22 protein-coding genes are annotated in these 26874 nt (G+C 41.7%); 14 read left to right on the top strand and 8 right to left on the bottom strand.

The genetic code is table 11. The features are described from left to right. Window position 1: 1 nt before the first annotated feature. The 4 genes from M2353_RS09750 (at window position 2) to M2353_RS09735 (ending at window position 3793) form a co-directional block, all read left to right on the top strand. A complete protein-coding gene (locus M2353_RS09750) occupies window positions 2-574 on the top strand; it encodes a TetR/AcrR family transcriptional regulator (RefSeq protein ID WP_284725357.1) in 573 nt (190 codons plus the stop codon). Between the two features lie 151 nt (window positions 575-725). Further along, window positions 726-1607, top strand: a complete 882-nt coding sequence (locus tag M2353_RS09745; protein WP_268417876.1) for a hypothetical protein — start codon at window positions 726-728, stop codon at window positions 1605-1607. Continuing rightward, on the top strand, window positions 1570-2175 hold the full coding sequence (locus M2353_RS09740) for a DUF4166 domain-containing protein (protein WP_284725356.1): 606 nt from the start codon (window positions 1570-1572) through the stop codon (window positions 2173-2175). Before M2353_RS09745 ends, M2353_RS09740 begins: the two co-directional genes overlap by 38 nt. Then, the gene (locus M2353_RS09735; RefSeq protein ID WP_284725355.1) at window positions 2168-3793 is read left to right on the top strand and encodes a YndJ family protein; all 1626 of its coding nucleotides are present in this window, start codon (window positions 2168-2170) and stop codon (window positions 3791-3793) included. The genes M2353_RS09740 and M2353_RS09735 overlap by 8 nt, the downstream gene beginning before the upstream one ends. On the opposite strand, the gene M2353_RS09730 is transcribed toward M2353_RS09735, so the two are convergent. After that, on the bottom strand, window positions 3790-4269 hold the full coding sequence (locus tag M2353_RS09730) for a hypothetical protein (protein WP_007500681.1): 480 nt from the start codon (window positions 4267-4269) through the stop codon (window positions 3790-3792). The genes M2353_RS09735 and M2353_RS09730 overlap by 4 nt on opposite strands. 267 nt (window positions 4270-4536) lie before the next feature. On the opposite strand from M2353_RS09730, the gene csaA reads away from it, so the two are divergent. From csaA to M2353_RS09715, 3 genes are all read left to right on the top strand, one after another. Beyond that, a complete protein-coding gene (gene csaA, locus M2353_RS09725) occupies window positions 4537-4869 on the top strand; it encodes a chaperone CsaA (protein ID WP_017367427.1) in 333 nt (110 codons plus the stop codon). Window positions 4870-5386: 517 nt separating this feature from the next. Further along, complete coding sequence (locus M2353_RS09720; RefSeq protein WP_284725354.1) at window positions 5387-6778, top strand: glycoside-pentoside-hexuronide (GPH):cation symporter; 1392 nt, start codon at window positions 5387-5389, stop codon at window positions 6776-6778. 25 nt (window positions 6779-6803) lie between these two features. Beyond that, on the top strand, window positions 6804-8411 hold the full coding sequence (locus tag M2353_RS09715; RefSeq protein ID WP_284725353.1) for a glycoside hydrolase family 43 protein: 1608 nt from the start codon (window positions 6804-6806) through the stop codon (window positions 8409-8411). Between the two features lie 46 nt (window positions 8412-8457). Here the strand turns inward: M2353_RS09715 and xylR are convergent, their stop codons facing one another. Further along, window positions 8458-9618 (bottom strand): transcriptional repressor XylR, encoded by a 1161-nt coding sequence (gene xylR, locus M2353_RS09710; RefSeq protein WP_284725352.1) that lies wholly within the window; start codon window positions 9616-9618, stop codon window positions 8458-8460. A gap of 213 nt (window positions 9619-9831) precedes the next feature. On the opposite strand from xylR, the gene xylA reads away from it, so the two are divergent. The 3 genes from xylA (at window position 9832) to M2353_RS09695 (ending at window position 13477) form a co-directional block, all read left to right on the top strand. Then, window positions 9832-11169, top strand: coding sequence for a xylose isomerase (gene xylA / locus M2353_RS09705; protein WP_284725351.1), 1338 nt, complete (start codon window positions 9832-9834; stop codon window positions 11167-11169). A gap of 33 nt (window positions 11170-11202) precedes the next feature. After that, window positions 11203-12696, top strand: a complete 1494-nt coding sequence (gene xylB / locus M2353_RS09700) for a xylulokinase (RefSeq protein ID WP_284725350.1) — start codon at window positions 11203-11205, stop codon at window positions 12694-12696. 94 nt (window positions 12697-12790) lie between these two features. Next, entirely contained in the window at window positions 12791-13477 is a 687-nt protein-coding gene (locus tag M2353_RS09695; protein WP_008346560.1) for a glycoside hydrolase family 11 protein, read from the top strand. A 46-nt stretch (window positions 13478-13523) separates the two neighbouring features. Here M2353_RS09695 and M2353_RS09690 read toward each other — a convergent pair whose 3' ends face one another. Then, on the bottom strand, window positions 13524-15563 hold the full coding sequence (locus M2353_RS09690) for a molybdopterin oxidoreductase family protein (protein WP_041507097.1): 2040 nt from the start codon (window positions 15561-15563) through the stop codon (window positions 13524-13526). Between the two features lie 118 nt (window positions 15564-15681). After that, the gene (locus M2353_RS09685; protein ID WP_284725349.1) at window positions 15682-16878 is read right to left on the bottom strand and encodes a cytochrome P450; all 1197 of its coding nucleotides are present in this window, start codon (window positions 16876-16878) and stop codon (window positions 15682-15684) included. Window positions 16879-17347: 469 nt separating this feature from the next. Between M2353_RS09685 and proC the strand changes: the two genes are divergently transcribed. From proC to M2353_RS09670, 3 genes are read left to right on the top strand one after another with little or no spacing between them, the layout of a single operon-like run. Beyond that, window positions 17348-18145, top strand: a complete 798-nt coding sequence (gene proC / locus M2353_RS09680; RefSeq protein ID WP_425332872.1) for a pyrroline-5-carboxylate reductase — start codon at window positions 17348-17350, stop codon at window positions 18143-18145. 27 nt (window positions 18146-18172) lie between these two features. After that, the gene (gene proB, locus M2353_RS09675; RefSeq protein WP_008346569.1) at window positions 18173-19291 is read left to right on the top strand and encodes a glutamate 5-kinase; all 1119 of its coding nucleotides are present in this window, start codon (window positions 18173-18175) and stop codon (window positions 19289-19291) included. An 18-nt stretch (window positions 19292-19309) separates the two neighbouring features. Then, window positions 19310-20578, top strand: coding sequence for a glutamate-5-semialdehyde dehydrogenase (locus M2353_RS09670; protein WP_025207480.1), 1269 nt, complete (start codon window positions 19310-19312; stop codon window positions 20576-20578). A 199-nt stretch (window positions 20579-20777) separates the two neighbouring features. On the opposite strand, the gene M2353_RS09665 is transcribed toward M2353_RS09670, so the two are convergent. Further along, a complete protein-coding gene (locus M2353_RS09665; protein WP_272511612.1) occupies window positions 20778-21347 on the bottom strand; it encodes a GNAT family N-acetyltransferase in 570 nt (189 codons plus the stop codon). An 88-nt stretch (window positions 21348-21435) separates the two neighbouring features. Between M2353_RS09665 and M2353_RS09660 the strand changes: the two genes are divergently transcribed. After that, on the top strand, window positions 21436-22257 hold the full coding sequence (locus tag M2353_RS09660) for a MerR family transcriptional regulator (RefSeq protein WP_284725348.1): 822 nt from the start codon (window positions 21436-21438) through the stop codon (window positions 22255-22257). A gap of 59 nt (window positions 22258-22316) precedes the next feature. On the opposite strand, the gene M2353_RS09655 is transcribed toward M2353_RS09660, so the two are convergent. The 3 genes from M2353_RS09655 to gltC all read right to left on the bottom strand — a co-directional run bounded on the left by M2353_RS09655 (window position 22317) and on the right by gltC (window position 26873). After that, complete coding sequence (locus tag M2353_RS09655; RefSeq protein WP_024718328.1) at window positions 22317-24146, bottom strand: ABC transporter ATP-binding protein; 1830 nt, start codon at window positions 24144-24146, stop codon at window positions 22317-22319. Then, complete coding sequence (locus tag M2353_RS09650) at window positions 24143-25876, bottom strand: ABC transporter ATP-binding protein (protein WP_284725347.1); 1734 nt, start codon at window positions 25874-25876, stop codon at window positions 24143-24145. The genes M2353_RS09655 and M2353_RS09650 overlap by 4 nt, the downstream gene beginning before the upstream one ends. A 94-nt stretch (window positions 25877-25970) precedes the next feature. Then, window positions 25971-26873, bottom strand: a complete 903-nt coding sequence (gltC, locus tag M2353_RS09645) for a glutamate biosynthesis transcriptional regulator GltC (RefSeq protein WP_024718330.1) — start codon at window positions 26871-26873, stop codon at window positions 25971-25973. Window position 26874 lies beyond the last annotated feature (1 nt).

Here is a 26874-nt window from a genome sequence, read left to right as displayed (position 1 = left end):
CATGTCTCCAAGAATGGGTATCACACAAGAAAAAATTGTTGAATCTGCCATCGAATTTGTCGATGAAGAGGGCTTTTCCGCTTTGACTATTGCAACATTGTCCAAACGGCTTAACATCAGACCACCATCTCTTTACAACCATATATCCGGTCTTCATGAAATACAGGCAGCTCTTGCTGTCAAGGGGCTGACAATGCTTTGTGAGGCCGGCAAACAAGTAACAGCGAGGCTGGAAAAAGAAGACGCTGTTTTAGCATTTGCAAGACAATATGTTCAATTTGTTCGTCAGCATCCCGGTCTTTATGAGGCTGCTTTTTCACATATGAATGAAAAAGAAGTCAGTGTGGCTGCAGAGCATCTTGCTGATTTTGTCCAATCCATCATGTCTCGTTTTGGTGTAAAAGAAGAGGACATGACGCATGTCGTCAGAGGGCTCAGAAGCTTACTGCACGGTTTTGGAGATATTTCAAATAAAAAGGGATTTCAACGGAAAGAACACCTTGAAGATAGTGTGAGCTATGCGGTCCGTCTTTATATTGCAGGCATCAAAGAGCAAGAAGATCTGTCTCGTTGACAGGTCTTTTTTATGTATCGAACCGATATGATGAAGGAGATGTAAACAAATCAAAACATTTTTTGGGCAAAAAACCAATAAAGATTTGACAGTTTTGTGAAACATGGTATGCTTATTATGTGAAATAATTCACATAGAGGAGTAGAGGCAGATGAAAAGAAAGCCTGTTTATGTGGAAACAACCATTCAAGCACCTATTGAAAAAGTATGGGAGTATACGCAAAATCCAAAGCTTCATGAACAATGGGATTTGCGATTTTCAACCATTTCATTAAATGGACCTAGTGATGAACAGCCCCAATCCTTTTTGTATGAGAAACACCTTGGATTCGGCATTAGTGTAACTGGGACAGGAGCGTATCGAACGAGCGTGAAGGATGAGCGTCATGAAAGAGCATCCTCACTTCAATTTAAATCATCACACCCTTTGTCTTTCATCAAAGAAGGCGGAGGGTATTGGAAATACATGAAAACGAATGATCACATTGTGTTTCAAACGCAATTTGATTATGAGACAAAGGAAGGAAAAGGGTGGAAATGGGCAGACCGTTTGTTTTTTCGACCAATGATGGGGTTTATGACTGCCTTTAGCTTTGGCGCATTAAAGACGTGGCTTGAAAAGGGCACGCATCCCCGGTTGCTGCTAGAGAGAACACTTGCCCATTATGGCATTTGTTTGTTGTTTGCTATCGTCTGGTTATGTCAAGCGATCATTCCTTTTTCACCTTCTGCTTTTGAACATAGCACCGGATTTCGATTGTTTTATGCGCTATTAGGTGTATCATGGCTCATGCCTAAACTGCCAAAGAAATATATATTCATCCTTCAAAGCATCTTTCTGCTGCTGATGCTTGGTAGCGGGATTTTATCGCCAGAAACGACTCTGCACGAGCCGCTGGTGCTGAGTGCATTTTTGATTTTATCTGTTGCAGGAATGATCAACTTAAAAGATTGTGTAGATGTGTTTTCGATCAAACGAAAAAGGGGAGGTAGACATGGTCGTTCATCATCATCAAGTAAAGGACTACGATAAGTTGCATCCAACATTAAAAGAACGTTATAACCGCGCGTTTACGGCTGAAGGCATCATGGAGGAAATAGGAGGCGGGACAAAGCTCATCCGATTGTTATTCAAAATCGGTCCATTGTTTCGCTGTTTTTTTCCTGAAAGAGGGCGAAATATTCCCTTCCAAATTGTGAACAAGCCTTTTACGACAAGTAAGGGAGAAGAAGGGATGCACTGGTTTCGAACATTCTATTTTCCTGACAAGGAAAGACATTTTGATGCAGATATGATCATTGATCAGAAGAGCCATCAAGTACTAGACTACTTTGGAAAACCTAGGCTTCTTGTGTCAGAGCTTCATTTTACAGTCACGGAAAAAGGGTTCTTGCACATTCAATCAGGTAAGCAAAGGTTTTTGCTGTTTGGGCGGGAGTGGCCGCTCCCTTCTTGGCTTTATGGTGAATCTAATGTAACAGAAGGGTACGATGAGCGTGCAGGTGAGTATACGATTGATGTTCAAGTGAAAAATCGCCTTTTTGGCACTCTTTTTACTTATAAGGGCAGGTTTACGGAAAGGGTGTCACCTTATGAATAAATGGCATTTGATGTGTAGCATCGTGTTGATGTCTTGCTTTCTCGTTACCCGTTTGACGACAGCTCCCATACCAGAATTTTTTGTTCTCATCGCGATTTTATTTTTTCTTCCCGCTTTCTTACACTTTTTTTATCAGGAAGAGAAGAAACGGCAGCAGGAGGGGCTGATCGGCTTCATAATGAAAACCTTTCCAGTAGCAGCTCTATGTGCAACAGGCGCATTCATCTATCATTCTCTTTGGCTTGCATTGGGATGGCTTTTCTTTACAATGATTCTGGCTTTATTTGGTTTCACTCGTTTGCTGAAAAGAGGGGCCCATCCGCTTCATGAGCTGATGATCGATGGCGCATGTATGTATATCGCTCTAGGTGGGCTTTGGTTCTGGCTGTACATAGCAGATATACAAGTGATGACATTTTCACCGATGATTGTTCTTTTGACAGCTATTCATTTTCATTATTCGGCTTTTTTTATCCCAATCTTTTATGGCTTATTAGGAAGGCAGCGCAAAAAAGAGACGACGCTATACAAAGTGGGTGGCTGGGTTATTTTACTGTCGCCAGTGATGATTGCTGTTGGAATCAGCTATTCTCGCCTGTTTGATACGTTCAGCGTCATTTTGTATGTGATCGCACTTTATTTGTATGGAATTTTGTGTATGAAAACTTCTTTTCGTTCAACTGTCGCAAAAGGGTTCGTTGTGTTTTCTAGCATCATGTTAATGGGAACCATCGTCCTATCATTCCTTTATTCTGCCGGAATGCTTTTACATGTTACCTACATCAGCATGGATCAAATGATTTGGTTTCATGGCAGTATCAATGCAAGTTTGGTTATTTTACCAGGCCTCATTGGATGGTTGATTGAAAGACCAGCTGATCGATTGAAACAGAAGGATTTTCCGGTATCGAGAGTTCACGGTCGTTTTCAGATCATGTCTTTTCAACATGACGACATGCAGCATGATGAGAAGATTGGTTTAGTCGATTCTCTTGACCAATTAAATGGAAAGGCATTTTCAGCAGAGAGTGTGTCACCTGTTATTCGCAGATTTTATGAGGACCCGATGTCCTTTACGTTAAAAGCAGCCGTCTGTTTTCATTGGTGGGTAAGGCCGTTTGTCTTTTTGCTTCAACCTGTTTTTAGACAAATAGGACAGCTCTATTTAGGGTCATCACGAATGCCATATGAAATGCCGGGGAGTCTTTCAAGATTTCAACATCCTCTTGAAGAAAGGAAGAATGTACGTGTGTGGATCAGGCGCAATGAGAAAGGCGAGCAAGTCTTTTATGCGCTCTATGCTCAGCACCATGATGAAGAGACAGTCTATATGAATATTGCTTTGCCGCTTCCTTTTTCACAGCTTACGGCTATTTTAAAACCTTTGAATGAAAAGGAAGATTTTCTATTAAAAAGTAAAAGTCCAAAAGGCAGTACGGGTGATGAAGGATTGTATTTGCATACGTCTTTCATCACCATGAAACTGCCAATGGAAGAAAGCTTTCATATGAAACCGGAGACGGAAAAAAGTCTCACAGCAATTCATCAAATGAAGCTATTCGGTATTCCTTTTTTAACGATTCAGTATCAAATCGACAGTGAAAGCCACTCATCTTAATCAATGATGTCACATGGTTCACCGTGACGAATGATGTTCACAATCGCTTGCCCATCACTCGGATGATGATCTGCATACTGTACTGGCAGTAAAGCAAAAAATACATAGTAGACTGAGAAGTAAGCAAATTGATAGAAAAATTGATGTTCTGGCAGGAAATCGTTGGCGATCATTGTGTTCAATATGAGAACACTGAGCAGGTTGCATAATGATCCGCCTAAGTAGACAAGAATGTGTGAGAAACGGTTATTTCTCCTCATTTCTTCATAGTGGCAAAATGCATCTAGAAAATAGATTCTTCTAATTTCAACGACGCCTATTTTCAATACTTTTTTGCCTCTGCCAAGCGCAAACGAAACCTTTGCTCCAAACAGCCAGGCGACTACAATATGGCCCAGCTGATGCAAGATGGCAACGATAGGAAGAATGACGAAAAACGACCAGCAAAACGTCCACATATCTGATAATGTAAACAAGTGTTAACCCTCCCCGAAATATTCGAGAGGAAGCAGTAGGATTATTTGCCATTTTACCGAATTCATTTTCATGATGCAAACATTTAATAGACTACTATAAAATCATTATGTAAACTAAAAAGGATTTTCAATGAATAGGCTTTTTAACTCTTTCTTTTAGAAGAGTAGGGTGTGCTACAATAAAGAAATTAGTGGAAGACAAGTGGTCATCTAGCAGAAGAAAAATGTGACCTTTTTTATGAAAGATTGAAAGGGAGAGAGATTCTAATGGCAGATATTGAACAGTTTTTAGCGTTAGACATTCGTGTTGGGACGATAGTAGAAGCAGAATTTTTTGCAGAAGCAAGAGTGCCTGCTTTCAAGCTGAAGATTGACTTTGGGGATGAGATTGGCATAAAACAATCTAGTGCACAGCTGACAAAACGTTATCAGGCTGAGAATCTCACTGGGAAACAAATTATTGCAGTGGTCAATTTCCCGCCAAGAAGAATTGCCGGGTTTAAATCAGAGGTGCTTGTCTTAGGAGGCATGCCGTCAAAAGAAGACGTTGTTCTGCTTGCCACTGATGAGCCGGTTGAAAATGGCACCAAAATAGGGTAAGAAAAAAGACATCTTCATCAGAAGATGTCTTTTGCGTATTGAGGCGGAATAACCACACGCCACATTCGTGTGTGTCTCAAAGAGACGTGTTACCCGACTTACACAATTCAGCTCATCGCTTGATTAATATAGCATGGGATTGGTATGAATGCAACCATTATTTGAGTTCTCTTTGTTTTTGGAAGAAAAAAAGAAGGTTCATATCCTCATATCATAGAAAAAATGACAAGAAATCAATTATTTGGATTATTTTTTCAAAAAATATTGAAAAGTCAGATCATATTTTATAAAATGAATTCATCTTAGTTTGTTTAATCGATAAACTAAGATGGCGATCATCTGTTGATCTATTGTTTAAAGCGAATGATTTGCTGCTATGTGGGCTAAGCTGAAAGAAAGAGATGTTCAGCTTCATTTTTATAACGAATTGAAAGCGCTTTATTTTCGACCTATTGATTGCTGCTGCCCTGCACCATCTGTCCGCTAGAAGAGGCTAAGTGAAGAAGGGAGAAAACTCATGGTGAGTGAGAATTTAAAGAAGATTCGTATGGCTGAAAAAGTGGGGTATGCTTCAGGAGATTTCGCATGTAATTTAATTTATGCAACTGTCTCTACGTATCTATTATTTTTTTATACGGATGTCTATGGATTATCAGCAGCAGCAGCAGGGACGATGTTTTTGGTGGTTCGGGCTATCGATGCGCTTGCAGATCCGTTTATTGGGGCGATGGTTGACCGAACGAACAGCCGTTTTGGCCGGTTTAGACCTTATTTGTTATTTGGTGCGTTACCTTTTGCCGTTCTTGCCATTCTTTGTTTTACGACACCGGATTTTTCCGAAATGGGAAAACTCATTTATGCGTACATCACGTATGTTGGTTTATCGCTTACATACACGTTCATCAATGTTCCTTATGGTGCTTTAACTTCCGCAATGACAAGAAATAACCAAGAGGTCGTCAGTATTACGTCTGTTCGTATGCTTTTTGCAAATCTCGGTGGTTTAGTTGTTGCTTTTTTTGTTCCGTTTCTTGCGACGTTTTTGAGTGATACAACAGGAAATACAGCACTTGGCTGGCAGATCACGATGGCATTTCTCGGCGTACTTGGGGGCGGATTACTGATTTTCTGTTTTAAAAGTACGAATGAGCGCGTCACGCTTCAAAAGCCAGAGGAAAAGATCAAGTTCAGTGATCTCTTTGTCCAGTTACGAGTGAATCGTCCGCTTGTTGTGTTAAGCATTTTCTTTATCATTATCTTTGGTGTGAACTCGATCAGCAACTCAGTCGGGATCTATTATGTGACGTATAACCTCGGCAGAGAAGATTTAGTGAAGTGGTACGGCCTGATTGGCAGTCTGCCAGCTTTAATGGTGCTGCCGTTTATACCTAAGCTGCACAAGTTGTTAGGAAAGAAAAAGCTGCTGAATTATTCATTATTGCTGAATATTGTAGGTCTTCTTGCATTACTTGTGATCCCGCCGAGTCAAATCACTTTAATACTTGTTTTCAGGCTCGTTGCGGCTGCAGGGAGTATTACAGCAGGTGCTTACATGTGGGCGCTCATCCCTGAAACCGTTGAATACGGCGAATATAAAACAGGGAAAAGGATGGGCGGACTCATCTATGCCATCATCGGATTCTTCTTTAAATTTGGGATGGCATTAGGCGGGATTGTACCAGGGCTTGTCCTTGACCGATTTGGTTATATTGCAAATCAAGTGCAAACACCAGAAGCTTTACTTGGCATTTTAATCACGACAACGGTGATTCCTGTATGCTTACTGATTTTAGCGATGGTTGATATTAATTTTTATAACCTAGATGAAGAAAAACATAAAAAAGTCGTACGAGAGCTTGAGAATAGAGACAAGGTGTATATCGATCATATGGACGACTTTAAAATGTAGTTCTCTGAAAGAGGAGGAAGTTCAATTGAAGATTACTAATCCAGTGCTCAAAGGGTTTAACCCTGACCCAAGTATTTGCCGTGCGGGAGAGGATTATTACATGGCGGTTTCTACATTTGAATGGTTCCCAGGGGTGCAAATTTATCATTCGAAGGATCTCGTCCATTGGCGGCTCGCCGCGCGTCCCTTGCAAAAAACTTCTCAACTCGATATGAAAGGAAATCCTGATTCCGGCGGGGTATGGGCGCCGTGTTTAAGTTATGCGGATGGTCAGTTTTGGCTCATTTATTCAGATATTAAAGTAGTAGATGGTCCGTTTAAGGATGGTCATAATTATTTGGTCACAGCTGACGAAGTAGATGGTGAGTGGAGCGATCCGGTTCGACTCAATAGTTCTGGGTTTGATCCTTCCTTGTTCCATGATCCAAGCGGAAAGAAATACGTGTTGAATATGCTGTGGGACCATCGAGAAAAACATCACTCCTTTGCAGGTATAGCCTTGCAGGAATATAGTGTATCTGAAAAAAAACTGGTCGGTGAACGGAAGGTCATTTTTAAAGGCACGCCAATCAAACTGACAGAAGCCCCACATCTTTATTACATCAATGATGTCTATTATTTATTAACAGCTGAAGGGGGAACGCGTTACGAACATGCAGCCACAATCGCCCGTTCCTCGCGTATTGATGGGCCGTACGAGGTTCATCCTGACAACCCAATTTTAACGGCTTTTCACGCGCCTAGCCATCCACTACAAAAATGCGGGCATGTTTCCATTGTACAAACGCATACAAATGAATGGTATATGGCCCATCTGACTGGCCGCCCAATTCATTCAAGGAAGGAATCCATTTTTCAGCAAAGAGGCTGGTGCCCTTTAGGAAGAGAGACAGCCATACAAAAGCTTGAATGGAAAGATGGCTGGCCGTATGTGGTAGGCGGAAAAGAGGGGCTCCTAGAGGTTGAAGCGCCTGCGATGAGCGGAAAAGAGTTCTCCCCAACCTATCACATAGTCGATGAATTTAAAGATTCATCGTTAAATAGACATTTTCAAACATTAAGAATCCCATTTACGGATCAGATTGGTTCAGTGACGGAAAATCCTCATCATTTAAGGCTGTATGGGCAGGAATCTTTAACGTCTAAATTTACCCAAGCGTTTGTTGCGAGGCGCTGGCAAAGCTTTTATTTTGAAGCAGAGACAGCGGTTTCCTTCTTTCCGAAAAACTTTCAGCAAGCGGCAGGTCTTGTGAATTATTATAATACGGAAAATTGGACTGCACTTCAGGTGACTTATGACGAGGCGCTTGGCCGTATCCTTGAGTTATCTGTGTGTGAAAATCTGGCCTTTTCTCAGCCGCTAATTAAAAAAATCATCATCCCAGACGAGATTCCGTATGTGTATTTAAAAGTGACCGTTCAGAGAGAGACGTACACGTATTCTTATTCTTTTGATCAACAAGAGTGGAAAAAAATAGATATACCGCTTGAATCGACTCATTTATCAGATGATTTTATTCGAGGAGGGGGGTTCTTTACAGGGGCTTTTGTCGGAATGCAGTGCCAAGACACAAGCGGCGAACGTCTGCCTGCCGATTTTAAGTATTTTCGATACGAAGAAACAACTGAATAAAAAAAGACAACACTCTAAAGGCTGTCTCTCTTTAACATGTATTCCATTATGGTGAAGGCGTGACATCACGCAAAAAAGCTTCAGTGACAAGAGATGTCATCCCTAAGGCTGGTGCGTTTTGTCCTAATGACGAAGGAAGCAGCTCCACCCGTGAGCTGAATTGTGCATCCATTCTAGAGGATACTTCATCTTGAATGACACTTAGAACGGCCTGCTCAGATTCAATGACCTTGTTTCGTAAAATAACGGCTTGTGGGTTGAAGGTATGCAGAACGTTTGTGAGACCTACCCCAATGTAAAAGCCAAAGTTACGCAAGGCATTGAGTGTCTTCATATCATTTAACTTCGCCAGCCGCTCAATATCTTGATAGGTGAATGGCTGACCATCTGTTTGGAGCGATTGGAACAGTGCCTTCTCAGATGCATACAGTTCCCAGCAACCACGATTTCCGCAGCTACATGTCGGTCCATTAAAGTCGATCGTCATATGTCCCATTTCACCAGAAAAACCGTTTGTGCCTCTATATAAATGATGATTGATAATGATGCCTATTCCAATACCAGTGCCGATACTTGCATAGATCAGATGGTCATAATGTTTAGCAGCACCGAAGATTTTTTCACCGTACGCACCGGCATTTGCTTCATTCTCGATAAAAACCGGTACTTGGAATGTGTCTTGGAGACTTGTTTTTAGATCGACATTTTTCCATTTTGAATGAGGCGTAAACACAATTTGTTCATCTGCATCGACCAGACCTGGTATACAAATCCCTATACCAATCAGCCCGTATGGAGAAGAAGGAATGTGTGAACGTAACTGCTGAATCAATTCAATTAATATACGGACGGTCACATCAGGTGTGCTGGATGGGAGCTTAAACTGCTCATTATGAATCATCGACCCTTCAAGGTCTGTTAAAATGCCGTTGACATAATCAACACCGACATCAATGCCGATAGAGTAACCTGCACGTTTATTAAACATGAGAAGCACGGGTCTTCTTCCGCCGCTAGATTCGCCTTGACCGATTTCATAAACAAGATGTTCTTTCATTAATGTACTCACTTGAGAAGAAACGGTCGATTTATTTAACCCAGTGCGTTCAGATAATTTTGCTCTGGAAATTGGTGCATGGTGCAGAATTTCGTTTAGCAATAGCTTTTGATTTATTTTTTTCACAAAGTTCTGATCCGCAATATCCATTGTATCCACTCCATTTGTTTCGTCTTTAGATTAAGTGAAGAAAAGCCGTTTTTTGTCGAGTTCATTCTCTATAAAACATGCTTTTCATTTTATTATAACGAAAATATTTCTAAAAAACTAAAAAATATGGGAAATTCAAAGAGATTAGTTGGTAAACTCATTCGTTCGTTTGTTGAATCAACTTACTAAGTGAATATATAGGGGGAATCACTTATGGTCAAATCAAATATGACTTCGTTAAGTAGTTTACAGGGGATTGGCAACATTCAATATGAAGGAAAACATTCAAAGAACCCATTCGCATTTAAATATTATAATCCGAGCGAAATGATTGGCGGAAAGACAATGAAAGACCACCTGCGATTCTCCGTCGCTTATTGGCATACACTGACTGCTGATGGAACAGACATGTTTGGAACTGGCACGATGAAAAGAGCTTGGGATTCTTATAGTGGAATGGATTTGGCGAAAGCTAGATTGGAAGTGGCTTTTCAGCTCTTTGATCTATTGGATGTTCCGTATTTTTCATTCCATGACCGTGATATTGCACCAGAGGGCGACACGCTTCAAGAGACCAATCAGCAGTTAGACATCATCATAGAAAGAATGAAAGATTACATGCAGCAAAGCGGGGTTCGGCTTCTATGGAACACGGCTAATATGTTTAAGCATCCAAGATTTGTTCACGGTGCAGCGACATCCTGTCATGCAGATGTATATGCCTATGCAGCTGCACAAGTGAAAAAGGGCATCGAAACAGCAAAGGAACTCGGCGCAGAAAATTATGTTTTCTGGGGAGGACGAGAAGGTTACGACACACTGCTGAATACAGATATGAAAAGAGAGCTTGACCATTTGGCGACCTTTTTGCATATGGCGGTCGATTATGCAAAAGAAATCGGATTTACAGGTCAATTTTTAATTGAGCCAAAGCCGAAGGAACCGACAACTCATCAATATGATACGGATGCAGCGACATCAATCGCCTTTTTAAAACAATATGGATTGGATACACACTTTAAATTAAATATCGAGGCCAATCATGCGACATTAGCGGGTCATACGTTTGAGCATGAGCTGCGTGTAGCAAGAATTCATGGACTGCTCGGTTCCGTTGATGCCAACCAAGGAAACTCCCTTCTAGGCTGGGACACAGATGAATTCCCAACAGATTTATATGCCACAACACTCGCCATGTATGAAATTTTGCAAAATGGCGGACTTGGAACAGGCGGTCTCAATTTTGATGCAAAAGTCAGAAGAGCCTCCTTTGAACTGGAAGATCTTCTGTATGCCCATATTGCGGGGATGGATGCATTCGCAAAAGGGCTGCGGGTGGCTCATAGACTCATAGAAGACCGTGTGTTTGAAGATGTGATCAAGCACCGGTACCGTAGTTTTTCTGAAGGAATTGGACGGGAGATTTCAGAAGGAACGGCAAACTTTCATACATTAGAAGAATATGCACTGAAACATCCGCTCATCAGAAACGAATCTGGCAGAGAGGAACAGTTGAAAGCCAGATTGAATCAATATTTGTTAGAAGATTAATGGAGCGGGCTGCTGTTTTGAAGGAGTGAACACATGAAGTATGTAATGGGAATTGATCTTGGAACGAGCGGAGTCAAAGCGATATTAGTAGATGAGAGCGGGAAGGTATGCTGTGAGACGACTAAATCTTACCGCCTCATTCAAAGCAAACCAGGTTATTGTGAGCAAAATCCTGAAGACTGGGTAGAGCAGACGATGGCCGCGATGACAGAACTTATGGAGAGAAAGCCTGTTCAGTCAATGCAGGTAGAAGGCATCAGTTTTTCTGGACAAATGCACGGCCTTGTTTTATTGGATGAATCCCTTCAGGTGCTCAGGCCTGCCATCTTGTGGAATGACACAAGAACAACACCGCAATGCGGGCGCATGACAGAAAAGCTAGGAGGCAGGCTGCAAGCGATCACAAAAAATCAGGCGTTAGAAGGGTTTACACTGCCAAAGTTGTTATGGGTAAAGGAACATGAATCAGAAATTGATCAACGAATCCATTTGTTTTTACTTCCAAAAGATTATGTCAGATATCGATTAACCGGCGCTATTCATATGGACTATTCTGATGCGGCTGGTACGTTACTGTTGGATATTGGAGAACAAACATGGAGTGAGGAGATTTGTCAAACCTTTGATATTCCGATTCGTATTTGCCCGCCGCTCGTTTCATCGGAGGCGGAGGTTGGAACACTCTTGCCGCAGATCGCAAAGGAAACCGGGATGGCAGAAGAGGCGAAGGTTTTTGCGGGTGGAGCGGATAATGCTTGCGGTGCCATTGGTGCCGGCATTTTATCATCAGGTCACACACTATGTAGCATTGGCACATCAGGTGTCATTCTTTCCTATGAAGAAAATCATAACAGAGAGCTGAATGGAAACTTGCATTTATTCCATCATGCAAAAAAAGACGCTTTTTATACAATGGGAGTCACTTTATCAGCAGGTTATAGCCTCGATTGGATTAAATCTTTACTTGCTCCAAATGATTCGTTTAAAGCCCTTTTAGCCGGAGCAAAGGATATAGCGCCTGGCGCAAATGGATTGCTGTTTACGCCATATTTAGTTGGGGAAAGAACGCCTCATGCAGATTCAGTCATTCGTGGAAGCTTCATTGGATTAGACAGCCGGCATGAAAAAGCGCATATGGTTAGAGCTGTGCTCGAAGGAATCACTTTTTCATTAAATGAATCGATCGCTTTATTCAGGCAGGCCGGAAAAAGAATCGATGCTATTGTGTCCATTGGTGGAGGTGCGAGAAGTCATACATGGCTTCAAATGCAGGCAGACATTTTTCAAGCTAAGGTGATTCAGCTTGAAAATGAGCAAGGGCCTGCGTTAGGTGCAGCGATGCTTGCAGCAGTTGGATGCGGCTGGTACGAGTCACTTGAGGCGTGCGCGGATGAGTTTATCCATCAAGCGGCAATATTTACACCAAATCAACAGCATGTCGATGTATATGATCATCTCTTTCGTTTGTATCAAAGCATTTATACAAACACAAGAGACATTCATGCGGGTCTAGCACAGTATCGATAATCTAGTAGTGAGTGGGGGCATGAAAGGAGGTGATGAATTCGTTTCATCTTAGAGATGACAGAATCAAAAGGATGAAAAAGGAGAGGAATGGAAGATGAATTTGAGAAAATTAAGACTGTTGTTTGTGATGTGTATTGGACTGACGCTTATACTGACGGCTGTACCAGCCCATGCGAGAACCATTACGAATAATGAAATGGGTAACCATAGCGGGTACGATTATGAATTATGGAAGGATTATGGAAACACCTCGATGACACTCAATAACGGCGGGGCATTTAGTGCAGGCTGGAACAATATCGGAAATGCTTTATTTCGAAAAGGAAAAAAGTTTGATTCCACTAGAACTCACCATCAACTTGGCAACATCTCCATCAATTACAACGCAAGTTTTAACCCAGTCGGGAATTCCTATTTATGTGTCTATGGCTGGACACAATCTCCATTAGCAGAATACTACATTGTTGATTCATGGGGCACATACCGTCCAACAGGCACACATAAAGGAACATTTTATGCAGACGGGGGCACATATGACATTTATGAAACAACCCGTGTCAATCAGCCTTCCATTATCGGGATCGCAACCTTCAAGCAATATTGGAGTGTACGTCAAACGAAACGTACAAGCGGAACGGTCTCCGTCAGTGCGCATTTTAAAAAATGGGAAAGCTTAGGGATGCCAATGGGGAAAATGTATGAAACGGCATTTACTGTAGAAGGCTACCAAAGCAGCGGAAGTGCAAATGTGATGACCAATCAGTTGTTTATTGGCAACTAAAAAAGTCAAAGAAAAGAGCCGGGAGCAAAACGCCTGGCTCTTTCTATCATAATTTTTCAACTTCGACTCTGCCGGAAAAGAACGTCGCACCACCGCCCATATCTGCCAAACGATCAGGTGTGAGGCCATTCACCAAATGTTTTTTGCCTTTTTGGTCTGCCCATAATCCCTGGCTGACAACAACGCCAGATAACACATTTTGTCCGACTGACACGATGAGCTCGCATTCTCCTCGATCATTCAGCACACGAACCATGTCCCCATCTTCAATCTGTCTTTCTTTTGCATCTTGTTCATTCATATGAAGCTTCGGAAATTTCTCAAGCTTTTGATGCTTCTCATGAAGAGAGAAGGTGGAATTAAGAAAATTATGGTTTGGTCCCGGTATAAACGTCAGTGGATAATCACTTTCCTTGAATAAAGGTACATAGGTTGGGAGGGCTGGATATCCATCTTTTTTCATTTGTTCAGAGTAAAGCTCAATTTTCCCGCTTGGGGTAGGGAGCTTTAAATCTTCGAAAGGCCCTCGTTTTGCTTTGATCCACTTTTTCTCTTTTAACGCTTGATATGAAATGTTTTCATAGTGCGGATTTTCAGGATGATGAAGAGCTTGTTCCATTAGTTCCGCATCTGTGTCTTTAAAGGCTTCATCTTCAAAGCCCATCGCATGAGCCAAAAGACGAAACACTTCTGTGTTTGATTTGCTTTCTCCATAACGTTCTATAACAGGTTCTTGAATTTGAATGTAATGATGCCAGTAAGAAGTATAAAAATCCTCGTTTTCAAAGGCAGAGGTCGCTGGCAGAACAATATCCGCATAAGTGGCTGTCTCTGTCATGAATAAGTCATGGACAACCGTAAATAAGTCTTCCCGCATCAAACCGTCTCTTACTTTATTTGCTTCAGGTGTCACAACAGCCGGGTTGCAAGAGTAGACAAAAAGAGAATCAATAGAAGGTTCTGCGTTCGTTAGCACGCTGCCCAGCTGATTCATATTAAATGTTCTAGGTTCGCGTTCCTTTAATAATTCCGGCCGCTGAAGAGCGATTTCATTATAACTAAGAAAAGAAGAGTTCGATTTCATCGCACCGCCGCCTTTGTGCAACCATTGACCGGTGAGGGCAGGGAGGCAGGAGATGGTTCGAATACTCATACCGCCATTATCGTGATGCTGTAGCCCATTGCCAATACGAATGAGAGACGGCGATGTCTCTGCGTACATTCTCGCAAGTGTGATGATGTCTTCTTTCGGGACACCCGTGATCTGTTCAACCGTTTCTGGATCGTACTGCTTCACATGCTCGCGAAGTTCATTGTGACCGACCGTGTAAGTCTCTAAAAATGACGCATCTGTGAGGTCTTCTTTAAAAAGGACATGCATGATCCCAAGAGCTAGCGCACTGTCAGTGCCAGGGCGAAGCGGAATGAACCAATCTGCCATCCGGCCCGTTTGGTTTTTGTGCACATCAATGACGACAATTTTAGCCCCTTGCTTTCGAGCTTTTTGTGCCAACGTGATTTGATGCATATTGGTTGAAACCGCATTGATGCCCCAAAAGATAAATAGTTTCGTATGAATGGTCTCTTCTGGGTCTGTCCCGATGCTTGCGCCCATTGTATATTTATAGCCAGTTGTTCCGGCTGACTGACAAATGGTTCGGTCTAGCTGACTTGAGCCAAGTCGATAGAAAAAGCGGCGGTCCATTCCTTCTGCATTGAGATTCCCCATATTCCCATAGAAGCTGTAAGGCAAAATGCTTTCTGGTCCTTTTTCTTCGATCAGCTTTGTCCATTTTTGACGAATGGTTTCAATCGCTTCTTCCCACGTAATTGGAGCAAATTGCCGGTCACCTTTTTGACCTACACGTTTTAATGGTGTTGTCAGACGTTTTTCATCATATAAACGAGCTGTGACATTCCGCACTTTATTGCAAATGTTTCCTTGAGTGACTGGATGATCTGGATCTCCTTGAACTTTAACGATCTTTCCGTTCTCTTTATGTATTAAAAGACCGCACTGATCAGGGCAATCTAACGAACAAACTGATTTGAATATTCCGTCTTTCATTGCTGTGTAATCGGTCATACGTTTAGCTTCCTTTCCAAATTCCGTGATCACTGTACATATGGATTTTATTTTAGCATGTTCAGACGAGGAAGGTAAGGATAAGCATATGAAAAAAAGCCCCTAATGAAAGGGACTTTTAAAAACGGGTGACCTGCACAGGGAATTCTTTGACCCCAAACACAAACGTGCTTTGAATCGGTTTCAGCTGATCTGCCGCACAGGTGATTTCTCGAAACGTACGGAGTAAAACCTCAAGTGCTAGATGAGCCTCAAGCCGGGCGAGAGGGGCACCAAGACAAAAATGGATGCCGAAGCCAAAGCTCAAATGCGGATTTGATTTTCTGTCAAGACGAAACGTATCTGGATCGTCAAACTTCCGTTCATCACGATTCGCAGATGCCACCCAGCTGATAAGATAGTCTCCTTTTTCAATGTGAGAACCGGCAATCTGAACATCCTCTGCTGCAACTCGCCCAATCGCTTGAACAGGCGGATAATAGCGTAGCGTTTCTTCTGTCAATTGAGGAATGAGAGACAGGTCTTGCCGCACTGATTCGCCGATATGCGGCTGCTCTGTTAAAAGTCGTACGGCATTTGTGATTAAATTCGTTGTTGTTTCATTACCAGCAACGAGTAAGAGTATACAAAAGCCAAGCAGTTCATTTTCTGATAAACGCTCACCGTCAATTCCCGCTTGGATGAGAAGGGAGATTAAATCTTCGGCTGGCGTTTCTTTTCGCTTTTGGATCAAATGAGCAAAGTACTCTGACAGCTCTTTTTCTGCTTGTTTTTGCATGTCGACAACGGCTTGAACAGCTTCTTTTGAATCATCTTTGGCTCCTGCAACTAGAGCATCTGAATGTTTTTTGATCAGCTCTCTGTCTTTCACTTCTGCGCCGAGAAGCTCGGCGATGATCATGACAGGTAGGGGAGCGGCCAGATCTTGCACAATATCGAAGGTTCGTTGATCCTTTACTTGATGTAATAGATCATGGGTCAAGTCTTTGATCTTTTCTTCTATTTGTTTGATCGCTTTTGGCGTGAAGGCTTTATTGACGAGTGCTCTCATTTTGGTATGTTTTGGAGGGTCCATTGTTAAAATACTCGTTTTAGATGTACTTCTTCCTCGCTGTGATGAAAACACTTTTGGCTGCTTCAGAACGGACTGAATATCAGCATATCGAAAGAGATCCCAGCACTTTCTCGTTTCATCGTATCGAATATCACCCTGCGATCTTAATTCATTGTAGATAGGGAATGGGAAAAGAAGGTCATCTGTAGATCGGATTTCTTTCATTGGGATGACATTGACGTAATTTTCTTTTACTTTCATTATGAACGCTCCTTTTTCTCTTGATTCCCTTTCACGGTATCACCACAAAAAACGCATTTCAACGGACATGTTTTCTAAAATATGTCAATAGTCTAATCGAAAGATTCAAACACATTCATCCTATAGGAAAATAGAAAGTCATCAAAATGATAGCGCTTTCTAAAAACTAGAATTGAAGTCACCGAAACCAAAAATAAAATGGTGAATTCAGTCGAACGAAAGGGTACTATGATTCAAATCTGTATAGTTCTTTTGATCTAAATTGATGATTTTAAAAAACACGGCTAACATATATACCGCAAGCTGTTCAGCGTGTATTCGGGACTTTTGAAAAGCGCTGGCTCTTTCTTGACACGATTTCTCATCATGTTACGATAACTAACGTGCGAAAAACACGAACAAAAAGCGAACAAGGGAGAGGATCAATATCATTGATCAAAAGAAAGTTGCTTTCATTGGAGCAGGTTCTATGGCGGAAGGAATGATTGCAGGTATTGTGCGATCAGGTCAGATGCCGCTCAGCCAAATTTACGCAACAAACAAGCAAAATAAGCAGCGATTAAACGAACTAACGAAACGCTACGGAATCCAAACAGCCACAATGGATTCATTTCCTTTTGAAGAAATGGATATGTTGATCCTGGCAATGAAGCCAAAGGATGCTGAAACAGCACTTGAATCATTAAAACCTCATATTCAGAAAGATCAGCTCATCCTGTCTGTACTTGCAGGTGTGAAATCATCGTATATTGAAGACATGCTGCATGAAGGGCAGCCTGTTATGCGAGTAATGCCAAATACGTCAAGTACGATTGGGGCGTCGGCGACCGCTTTATCTGCTGGACGTTATGTGAAAAATGAACATGTAAGCATGAGTCGGGCTCTTTTATCTGAAATGGGAGAAGTGTATACCATTCAGGAAGAGCAAATGGATATTTTCACAGGAATTGCCGGAAGCGGTCCAGCTTATTTTTATTTCTTAATGGAAAGAATCGAAGAAGCTGGAGAAGAAGCTGGCTTATCAAAAGAAATGTCCCGTCAAATCGGTACACAGACACTTCTCGGTGCAGCGAAGATGCTGCAAGAAACAGCTGAAAATCCTTCTGTCCTCAGAGAAAAAATTACGTCACCTAATGGAACAACTGCTGCAGGACTAGATGCATTAGATGATTTTGGCGGAGGAGAAGCCATCAAACAGGCTGTCAAACAGGCTGCCAATCGATCAAAAGAAATAAGTGAACAGCAAAAACAAAAAGTAACGATATAAATAGAGCCTCAATACAGGAGTGATAAGGTGTACGCAGATAAAGAGAGAAAACGAATTGTTGTGAAAATCGGAAGCAGCTCTCTTACTAGCTTTCAAGGTGAGATTAGTTTGAAAAAACTAGAAAACCTCGTCAATCAAATTGTAAAACTCAAAGATGAAGGACACGAAGTCATTTTGGTCTCATCTGGTGCGGTTGCAGCTGGTTACCGAAAATTAGGGTTTATTGATAGACCGAAAACACTGCCAGAAAAACAGGCGTCTGCCTCAATAGGGCAAGGGCTTTTAATGGAGTCATATTCTACTTTATTTTTATCGCACGGTTATATTGCTTCACAGCTATTAATTACAAGAAGCGATTTTTCAGATGAAACGCGCTATCAAAATGTGCGAAATACAATGAATGTGTTATTAGATCGAGGGATCATCCCGATTATTAATGAAAATGATACAGTGACGATCAATCGGTTGAAATTTGGAGATAATGATACATTGTCTGCAAAAGTAGCTGGACTGATTGATGCGGATTTCCTCGCTATTTTATCTGATATTGACGGCTTGTATGAAGATAACCCTCATACAAATCCGAATGCGAAAAGAATTCTAGAAGTCACAGAAATCACAGAAGACATCGAAGCAGCCGCTGGAGATGCGGGAAGCAGCGTTGGCACAGGCGGAATGAAATCAAAACTCGACGCCTTTAAAATTTCAATGGCCTCAGGCATCAATGGCTTTTTGGGAAAAGCCGATACGCCTCACATTTTAGACAAAGCCATTAATGGGACAGAGGACGGCACTTATTTTACAGCTGACGAAAATTTAGCGCCGCTGAATTATAAAAAACAGTGGATTGCTTTTCATTCTGGCCCAAAAGGCGAAATCGTTGTTCAAGAGAAAACACAGGAGCTTCTCATGCATCGTGAGAAAAGTCTGGATTCTGACGGCATAGTCGATGTAAAGGGTTCGTTTAAAAAAGGCGATGTTGTCCGTATTTTAGATCAAGATGAAAGAGAAATAGGGCTTGGCATTGTCAATTATGCGTCCGACGAACTCGCACTGAACGGTGACTTGCTACAGGATGAAGTGGTGCATGTCGTAGATCTTGAAGCATTTGTTTGTCATTTAGATTTATCAATACCAGTTTGCTAATCATAAGGGAGGAATTTCATGACACTGACAGCTGAAGTTGTCACATCGGTCAAAGAAAAAGCGAAAAAAGCAAAGCACGTATCAAAAAAACTAGGTTTACTTCAAACAGAGGAAAAAAATGAGGCGCTGCTGAAAATAGCAGAAACACTCGAACAGCAAAGTGATTTTATTTTACAGGAAAATCAAAAGGATTTAGAGGCAGGAAAAGAAAAGGGCTTCTCTGAAGCATTAATGGATCGATTAATGTTAAATGAAGAGAGAATTCATGAGTTTGCAGAAAGTTTGCGGCTTGTGACGAGATTAACAGATCCTGTTGGAGAAATATTGGATGAATGGACTCTTGAAAACGGCTTACATGTGAAAAGCCGAAGAGTACCGCTCGGCGTGATCGGGATGATCTATGAAGCGAGACCGAATGTCACTGTCGATGCAGCAGGGCTTGCCCTTAAGGCAGGCAACTCAGTGATTTTAAAAGGCGGTTCCTCCGCTATTTCTTCCAACAAAGCCATCGTCCGCGTCATTCATGAGGCATTGGATCAAACAAAGATCCCTCGTGATGCGGTACAGTTTATTGAACAAACAGACCGTTCATCGGTTCAAGCGATGTTTCATCTAAAAGAGTGGATTGATGTTTTAATTCCGAGAGGCGGGGCTTCGTTAATCAAAACAGTTGTAGAAGAATCGACCATTCCAGTTCTTGAAACAGGGACAGGGAACTGCCATATCTTTATTGATCAAACAGCGAATGTAGAAAAAGCCATTCAGATTGTCATCAATGCGAAAACAAATCGTCCGGCCGTTTGTAATGCGCTTGAGACTCTGATCGTTCATCGCGATTGGCTGAAAGAAAATGGTGCAGCATTGAATGAAGCACTCCTTCAGCATCATGTCACTGTGCATGGAGATCAAGACGCTCAATCTTTCTTTTCCGAAGCGGTTCCTGCGGAGGAAGTGGATTGGACAGATGAGTATTTAAGTCTTGATCTTGCGGTGAAAGTCGTTGACTCAATTGAGGACGCCATTCACCACATTGATCAGTACGGAACGAAACATTCAGAAGCCATAGTAACAGAGGATGAAAAAAACGCACAAATCTTTCTAAACGAAGTCGATGCGGCCGCTGTTTATCATAACGCATCTACACGTTTTACAGATGGCGGTGCACTAGGATATGGCGCTGAAATTGGCATTTCTACTCAAAAGCTGCACGCAAGAGGGCCAATGGGACTTCCTGCACTGACAACAACAAAGCTGCTTCTGTCTGGTGATGGTCAGATTAGAAGCTAGAATGAATGTAACGAACACTACCTTTCTCCTTGGGGTAGTGTTTTTTTAGTGTATGAGAAAAGAAGAGAGAAAAAGGGGGAACGACATGGAAACGATGCTGAAGCACTGACAACTCTTGAAAAAGAAGACAAAGGGCTAAAATAAAGTCCATTTTAGCCCTTTGTCAACAATCTGAAATTCCCCATAAGAGGGAGTTTTTTTATGAACTTGAACAATCTTTTTTCATGACTTTCTCAAATTTGAAAAATTCAAATGTCTCAGGTGCTAAAGGGTCATTTTCTTGATTCTTCTCATGAGGGAAGCTCGGATCTGGATGGTGTAAGTGATAAAACTCAACAATCTGAAACCCGCATTTGTTCACATAAAAATGAATGTTGCGCTTTTCAAAATAAGGAGTGACAACTTCCCACACCTTCGTTTCTGGATATTGCGCCTCAATGGCTTTCCATGCTGCCTGACCAATGCCTCGGCTGTGAGATGATGAAGAGATGTATAACAGGTCCACCGAATTGCGGTGTGTGTGATGGTTGATTTTTAAAACAACCCCTCCTGCCTTTTGACCATTTAGTAAAATATGATAGACAAGGTTCTCTGACGAATAAAAGGATTCATCAATCGACTCATCAGGAGGAATTGGTCCACCTTCTGCATCGCCAAATGCATCAATGATGCCAGCAGTGAAAGCATCTTGCAGTTCCTTTTTCATCAAAGGGAAGTCTTCTTGATTTGCAAGTGATAATGTGACTTGATCTTGTGCGATTTTGTTCATGTGTAAATCCTTTCTCCACATACGTGGTGTTTCTGCATGTTATCATAAAGGATGGAGTAACTCCATAGTCAAGAAAGGAGCCTTAAAAATGATGAGCGATGTTCAAAAAACATTTTTAACTGGAGAATTTGCGGCATTATTTGAAGTGAAAAAAGATACACTGCTCTATTATGATAAGATCGATTTGTTTAAGCCGGCAGGTGTTCAGGAAAATGGATACCGTTATTATACATTTGAACAATTTGATCATTTCATGGCCATTCAATCCCTTCGTGCTGTTCAATTTCCGATCAAGCAATTAAAACAATACTTTACTGAGCCTTCTCAAGATAAATTGCAAAGCCTGGCGGTTGATCAAGCAGAAAAGGTCGGGGAGGAGATCCAAAAACTACAGGATATTCAATCTTTTCTTTTTCGTGTGATCGAGACAACGAATGAATTATCATCAGTGAAAACAGGGGAGGTCTTGTTTCAAGAACTGCCAGAGGAACCGATCGTCCTCAGTACATCAAACCCGATTGATTCAAACACACCTATAGAAGAAATTTCTCGAATTGTAGGAGAATTTCTGAAAGGGATTGGTATTAAAGGTGCCGCGGCAAATGGTTCTGTTTTAAACAAGGAGCAGTTTTTGCAGCGTCATTATCAACAATCTGATAGGCTGTTTTGCCGAATGGAAGGGCCGGATGCAGTCAAAAAGCCTGCGGGTCTATATGCAGTCATGTATCAACAAGGAACATATGAAGAGATGGAGACTGCCTATTCACGTTTATTAGATCGAATCGAAGCAGAGGATATGATACTGGATGGGGATGTCTTTGAGGAGTATTTACTTCATTCTCTGATGTCTAAAAATGAAGCGGATTACATGACGAAACTTAGTGTGAAAGTCAGAAAACGGGAAGCTTAAGGCATCACAAAAAGGATAGACAGGCATTTTTACATGCTGTCTATCCTTTTTGGTGTTGTTTAACCGACTTGGTTTTCGGCAAATTGACTCATATAGAGGTCTGCATAAAAGCCTTTTTCTTTCAAAAGCTCACGATGAGTTCCTTTTTCAATGATCGTGCCATCTTTCATGACTAAAATGAGATCGGCATCTTTAATCGTTGAAAGTCGATGTGCAATGACGAAGCTTGTTCTGCCGTTCATTAATTCATTCATCGCTTTTTGAATATGCATCTCTGTCCGTGTATCGACACTGCTTGTTGCTTCATCTAAGATTAATATCTTCGGATCAGATAAGATGGCACGGGCGATGGTTAACAGTTGACGCTGACCTTGTGAGAGGTTGCCGGCATCTTCTGTTAAGAGTGTGTCATATCCATCTGGAAGGGTGCGGATGAAATCGTCTGCATAGGCATGTTTAGCGGCCTTCAACACATCCTCTTTTGAAACATTTGGTCTGCCATATGCGATGTTGTCATAAATTGTGCCTTCAAAGAGCCATGTATCCTGAAGAACCATCGCAAATAAGTCACGCACTTGCTCTCGGCTGAGGTCGGTGGTTTTTACGCCGCCAATGCGAATGGAGCCTTGATCTAGCTCGTAAAAGCGCATTAACAGATTAATAATCGTTGTTTTTCCAGCGCCTGTTGGCCCAACAATGGCAACTGTTTGTCCTTCTCGGACTTGTAAATTCAAATCTTTAATAATGGGTTGATCTTTCTCATAACCGAAGTGAACGTGCTCAAAGGCCACATCTCCGGAAAGGGATTTAAGATCAATCGCTGCATCTTCTTGCGCATGTTCTTCTTCTTCATCCAGAATTTCAAACACCCGTTCAGCAGAAGCGATAGCAGATTGAACTAAGTTTGCAACACTGGATGCTTGCACAAGCGGCTGCGACATTTGCTGTGTGTATTGGATAAATGCTTGCACATCCCCAACACGAATATTCCCATTAATGACAAGAATTCCGCCAGCAACACTTACCGCCACATAGCCAAGATTCCCAATAAAGGTCATCATCGGCATCATTAAGCCGGAGATAAATTGTGCTTTTCTTGAAGATTCATATAGTTGTTCGTTTAATTGATCAAATGTATCAATGGCTTTCTTTTCATAGCCATACGCACGAACCGTCTGATGTCCTGTGAACATTTCATTAATATGTCCATTGATCATCCCTAGTTCTTTTTGCTGTGCTTTAAAATGCTTTTGCGAAAATGATGTAATGCCTCGAATCGCAAACAAACTAAGAGGCAGCGTCAAACAAACAAGCAGCGTCAGTAGCGGACTGATGAAAAGCATCATGACGACAATTCCAATGACTGTAATAACAGATGTGATCACTTGCGTGAGTGCCTGCTGTAAAGAAGTATTAATATTATCAATGTCGTTCATCACCCGGCTCAGCGTGTCTCCGTGTGTTGTTTTATCAAAATAACGAAGGGGGAGACGTGTGAGCTTGTCATTTGCTTCTTGCCTTAATTCAGCAATGGTCTGCTGCGAGACACCCGCCATTACATATTGCTGCACGAATGAGAAGAGAGATGCTACGACATATAATAGAACAAGCAGCAATAAAATGCGTGAAATGACATCGAATTGAACACCAGTTCCTTGTGTAAAACTTTCAAATAGGGAAGAGGTGGCATCCCCAAGTAATTTTGGACTGACGACATTAAAAACGGTTGAACCGATCGCTGCAATCAGGACAATGATCAGCTGAAATTTCCTCGGTTTTAAATAGCCCGTTAAACGAAGAAGTGTTTTTTTAAATTCCTTCGGTTTTTGTACTGGGCCCCTTGGGTGACCGCCTTTATGTCCCATTCCAGAAGACATTTTTTTACTCATCCTTGCTCCACCTCCTGACCTTCCTGTGATGCGACTATCTCTTGATAGACAAGGTTATCTTTCAGTAACTGTTCATGTGTACCGATACCTGCTATTTTTCCATCATCTAACACAATGATTTTATCGCTATGCTTCACTGTGCTGATTCTTTGAGCCACAATAATCAAAGCAGCATGCTCTTTTTCAGCTTCTAGCGCTGACCGAAGTTTTGCATCCGTTTTGTAATCAAGGGCAGAGAAGCTATCGTCAAACAGGTAGAATGCAGGTTTTCTTACGAGTGCTCTTGCGATCGAAAGACGTTGTTTTTGACCGCCAGAGAGATTCGAACCCCCTTGGTCTATCTCTGCGTGAATTCCGCCATCTTTTTGCAAAACAAATTCTTCGGCCTGTGCTGTCCGCAGTGCCTGCCAAATCTCGTCATCTGTTGCATCGCGTTTGCCAAAGCGCACATTATCAGCAATGGTTCCGCTAAATAAAATGGCTTTTTGAGAAACATAACCCATCTGACTTCTCAGTTTCTCTTGAGGCAATTCTCTAATATCGACACCATTTAATGTAATTTTTCCTTCTGTTGCCTCATAAAAACGTGTCATCAGCTGAAGAAGGGTCGTTTTCCCGGAACCTGTACTGCCGATGATCGCCGTCGTTTCACCCTTTTTGGCTTCAAACGTCATGTCTTGAACGGCTGGTTTTTCAGCATTTGAATAATAAAATGACACATTCTCAAAGCGAATGGACTGGGCTGGCTGATCAAGTTTAGTGACAGCTTCTTTTTTGTCTTTAATTTTTGGTTCTAGATTTAACACTTCATTCATCCGTTTAGCTGATGCCTGAGCTCTAGGCACCATAATAAAACTCATAGAAAGCATAATGAGTGCCATTAAAATCATCATCGCATATTGAATGAAGGCGATCAGATTCCCGACTTCCATCTGTCCGGCATCAATCCGATTAGCACCAATCCAGACAATGCCGATATTCGTGAAGTTCATGATAATGAGCATAAAAGGGAACAAGTACGCCATTAATCGATTGACCTTAAGACCAGTCTCCTTATACGATGTATTGGCTTCTTGAAAACGTTCCTTTTCGTCATCTACTCGGTTAAACGCACGTATGACCCGAATGCCTGAAAGCGACTCTCTCATAATCAAGTTCAGCCGGTCCGTTTTTTTCTGAAGCTGGCCAAAGAGGGGGATCGCTTTTCTTGACACCAAATAAATGAACCCACCAAGAAGGGGAAGAGCTGCTAAAAAGATGAGAGATAACACAGCATCTCTAGATACAGCCAAAATAATTCCACCAACGAGCATAAGAGGCGCCCGAGTCATCATTTGTAAGATCATGATCGTGACATCTTGAACTTGTTTCACATCATTTGTGGATCTTGTAATAAAGGAAGATGTCCCGATTTTTTGAAATTCTTCTAATGAGAATTGTTCGACATGCACAAACAGCTGTCTTCTCATATCACGCCCGAAGCCTAGAGCTGTCTTAGATGACAAGTAGGACTTCCAAATCGTGAGCAAGATGGCAAGTAAAGAACAACCCACCATCCAGCCCCCAACTTTCCATATATAAGCGACATCTCCTTGGACGATCCCGACATCAACGATATCTGCCGTAAGCGTCGGTAAATACAGCTGGAGCATACTGCTTAAAAAGGTGAGAATCACAATGGACACAACGGATAGCCGATAGGGCTTTAAAAACGATAAAATTGATTTCATACGATTACCTTTCTTCCATATAGTCTGTTGTTCTGTAACTCATCATATACAAAGAGGGATTATTTCTACAAATGAAATGTCTTGTTTTAATGAATTATTTATATTGTTCAATTTTTGAAAAGAAGTCCTTTACAAACATATAAAAATCATGGGCAGAAGGAGACATCTCTCTCGATTTAGAAGCAATAATTCCGACCGTTCTTCTCACTTGCGGGAAATCAATGGGAATTTTCACTGTAAATCGCGGTGTTGTTTCATAAAAAGCACTTTCGGGTAATAAAGTAACGCCCATACCCGCTGACACAAGACCTTTAATGGCATCCAAATCTTCTCCTTCAGATGAGATAGTTGGCTCATAGCCAGCCTGCTTACAGGCATCAACCGCAATTTGTCTCAGCACATATCCTTCAGGAAATAAAACGAAATGGTCTTTTCTCAAATCACTTAAATGAATACTTCTTTGCCCGCTAAAGGGGTGACTAATAGGCAAAAGGGCATAAATGCTTTCGGAAAACAAGATATTTCCTTCTATTTGAGGATCGTTTGTCGGGACGGGTCCTAAAAAGGCAAGATCAATGTCTCGATTTTTGACAGCTTCAATCAGAAACTTATAGGAACCTTGACGAAGTAAAAAATCGACCTCTGGATATTCCAGCTTAAATGCGGAAATGACAGAAGGGAGCACTTGGCTTGCTAGACTTGTAGGAAATCCAATGTTCACTGTCCCTTTGTGGGGGTCTAAGTATTCATCAATTTGTTCTTTGGCGTAATCTATCGCTTTTAGGGCGGTTCTGACATGGTCCAAAAATTGTCTGCCGATTTTCGTTAATTTGATATTTCGTCCTTCTCGTTCGAATAAAGCCACTCCAAGTTCTTCTTCTAAATTGGCAATCTGCCGGCTGATGGCAGATTGGGCAACGTGTAAGTTTTCAGCCGCTTCTGACACGTGTTCACGGTCAGCAACTTCTACAAAATAACGTAATTGACGAAGCTCCATT

The sequence above is a fragment of the Bacillus aerius genome (assembly GCF_029894105.1).
Classification (GTDB): Bacteria; Bacillota; Bacilli; order Bacillales; family Bacillaceae; genus Bacillus; species Bacillus altitudinis.
The sequence above is the reverse complement of the archived record's forward strand: the minus strand, read 5'-3'. Positions and strand labels throughout refer to the sequence as shown.

What these genes read in the sequence shown, in the direction of transcription:
- M2353_RS09750 (WP_284725357.1), top strand. Translation starts at nt 2, where the DNA reads ATGTCTCCAAGAATGGGTATCACACAAGAAAAAATTGTTGAATCTGCC.
- M2353_RS09745 (WP_268417876.1), top strand. Translation starts at nt 726, where the DNA reads ATGAAAAGAAAGCCTGTTTATGTGGAAACAACCATTCAAGCACCTATT.
- M2353_RS09740 (WP_284725356.1), top strand. Translation starts at nt 1,570, where the DNA reads ATGGTCGTTCATCATCATCAAGTAAAGGACTACGATAAGTTGCATCCA.
- M2353_RS09735 (WP_284725355.1), top strand. Translation starts at nt 2,168, where the DNA reads ATGAATAAATGGCATTTGATGTGTAGCATCGTGTTGATGTCTTGCTTT.
- csaA (WP_017367427.1), top strand. Translation starts at nt 4,537, where the DNA reads ATGGCAGATATTGAACAGTTTTTAGCGTTAGACATTCGTGTTGGGACG.
- M2353_RS09720 (WP_284725354.1), top strand. Translation starts at nt 5,387, where the DNA reads ATGGTGAGTGAGAATTTAAAGAAGATTCGTATGGCTGAAAAAGTGGGG.
- xylR (WP_284725352.1), bottom strand. Translation starts at nt 9,618, where the DNA reads ATGGATATTGCGGATCAGAACTTTGTGAAAAAAATAAATCAAAAGCTA.
- xylA (WP_284725351.1), top strand. Translation starts at nt 9,832, where the DNA reads ATGGTCAAATCAAATATGACTTCGTTAAGTAGTTTACAGGGGATTGGC.
- xylB (WP_284725350.1), top strand. Translation starts at nt 11,203, where the DNA reads ATGAAGTATGTAATGGGAATTGATCTTGGAACGAGCGGAGTCAAAGCG.
- M2353_RS09695 (WP_008346560.1), top strand. Translation starts at nt 12,791, where the DNA reads ATGAATTTGAGAAAATTAAGACTGTTGTTTGTGATGTGTATTGGACTG.
- M2353_RS09690 (WP_041507097.1), bottom strand. Translation starts at nt 15,563, where the DNA reads ATGACCGATTACACAGCAATGAAAGACGGAATATTCAAATCAGTTTGT.
- M2353_RS09685 (WP_284725349.1), bottom strand. Translation starts at nt 16,878, where the DNA reads ATGAAAGTAAAAGAAAATTACGTCAATGTCATCCCAATGAAAGAAATC.
- proC (WP_425332872.1), top strand. Translation starts at nt 17,348, where the DNA reads ATGGCGGAAGGAATGATTGCAGGTATTGTGCGATCAGGTCAGATGCCG.
- M2353_RS09670 (WP_025207480.1), top strand. Translation starts at nt 19,310, where the DNA reads ATGACACTGACAGCTGAAGTTGTCACATCGGTCAAAGAAAAAGCGAAA.
- M2353_RS09665 (WP_272511612.1), bottom strand. Translation starts at nt 21,347, where the DNA reads ATGAACAAAATCGCACAAGATCAAGTCACATTATCACTTGCAAATCAA.
- M2353_RS09660 (WP_284725348.1), top strand. Translation starts at nt 21,436, where the DNA reads ATGATGAGCGATGTTCAAAAAACATTTTTAACTGGAGAATTTGCGGCA.
- M2353_RS09655 (WP_024718328.1), bottom strand. Translation starts at nt 24,146, where the DNA reads ATGAGTAAAAAAATGTCTTCTGGAATGGGACATAAAGGCGGTCACCCA.
- M2353_RS09650 (WP_284725347.1), bottom strand. Translation starts at nt 25,876, where the DNA reads ATGAAATCAATTTTATCGTTTTTAAAGCCCTATCGGCTATCCGTTGTG.
- gltC (WP_024718330.1), bottom strand. Translation starts at nt 26,873, where the DNA reads ATGGAGCTTCGTCAATTACGTTATTTTGTAGAAGTTGCTGACCGTGAA.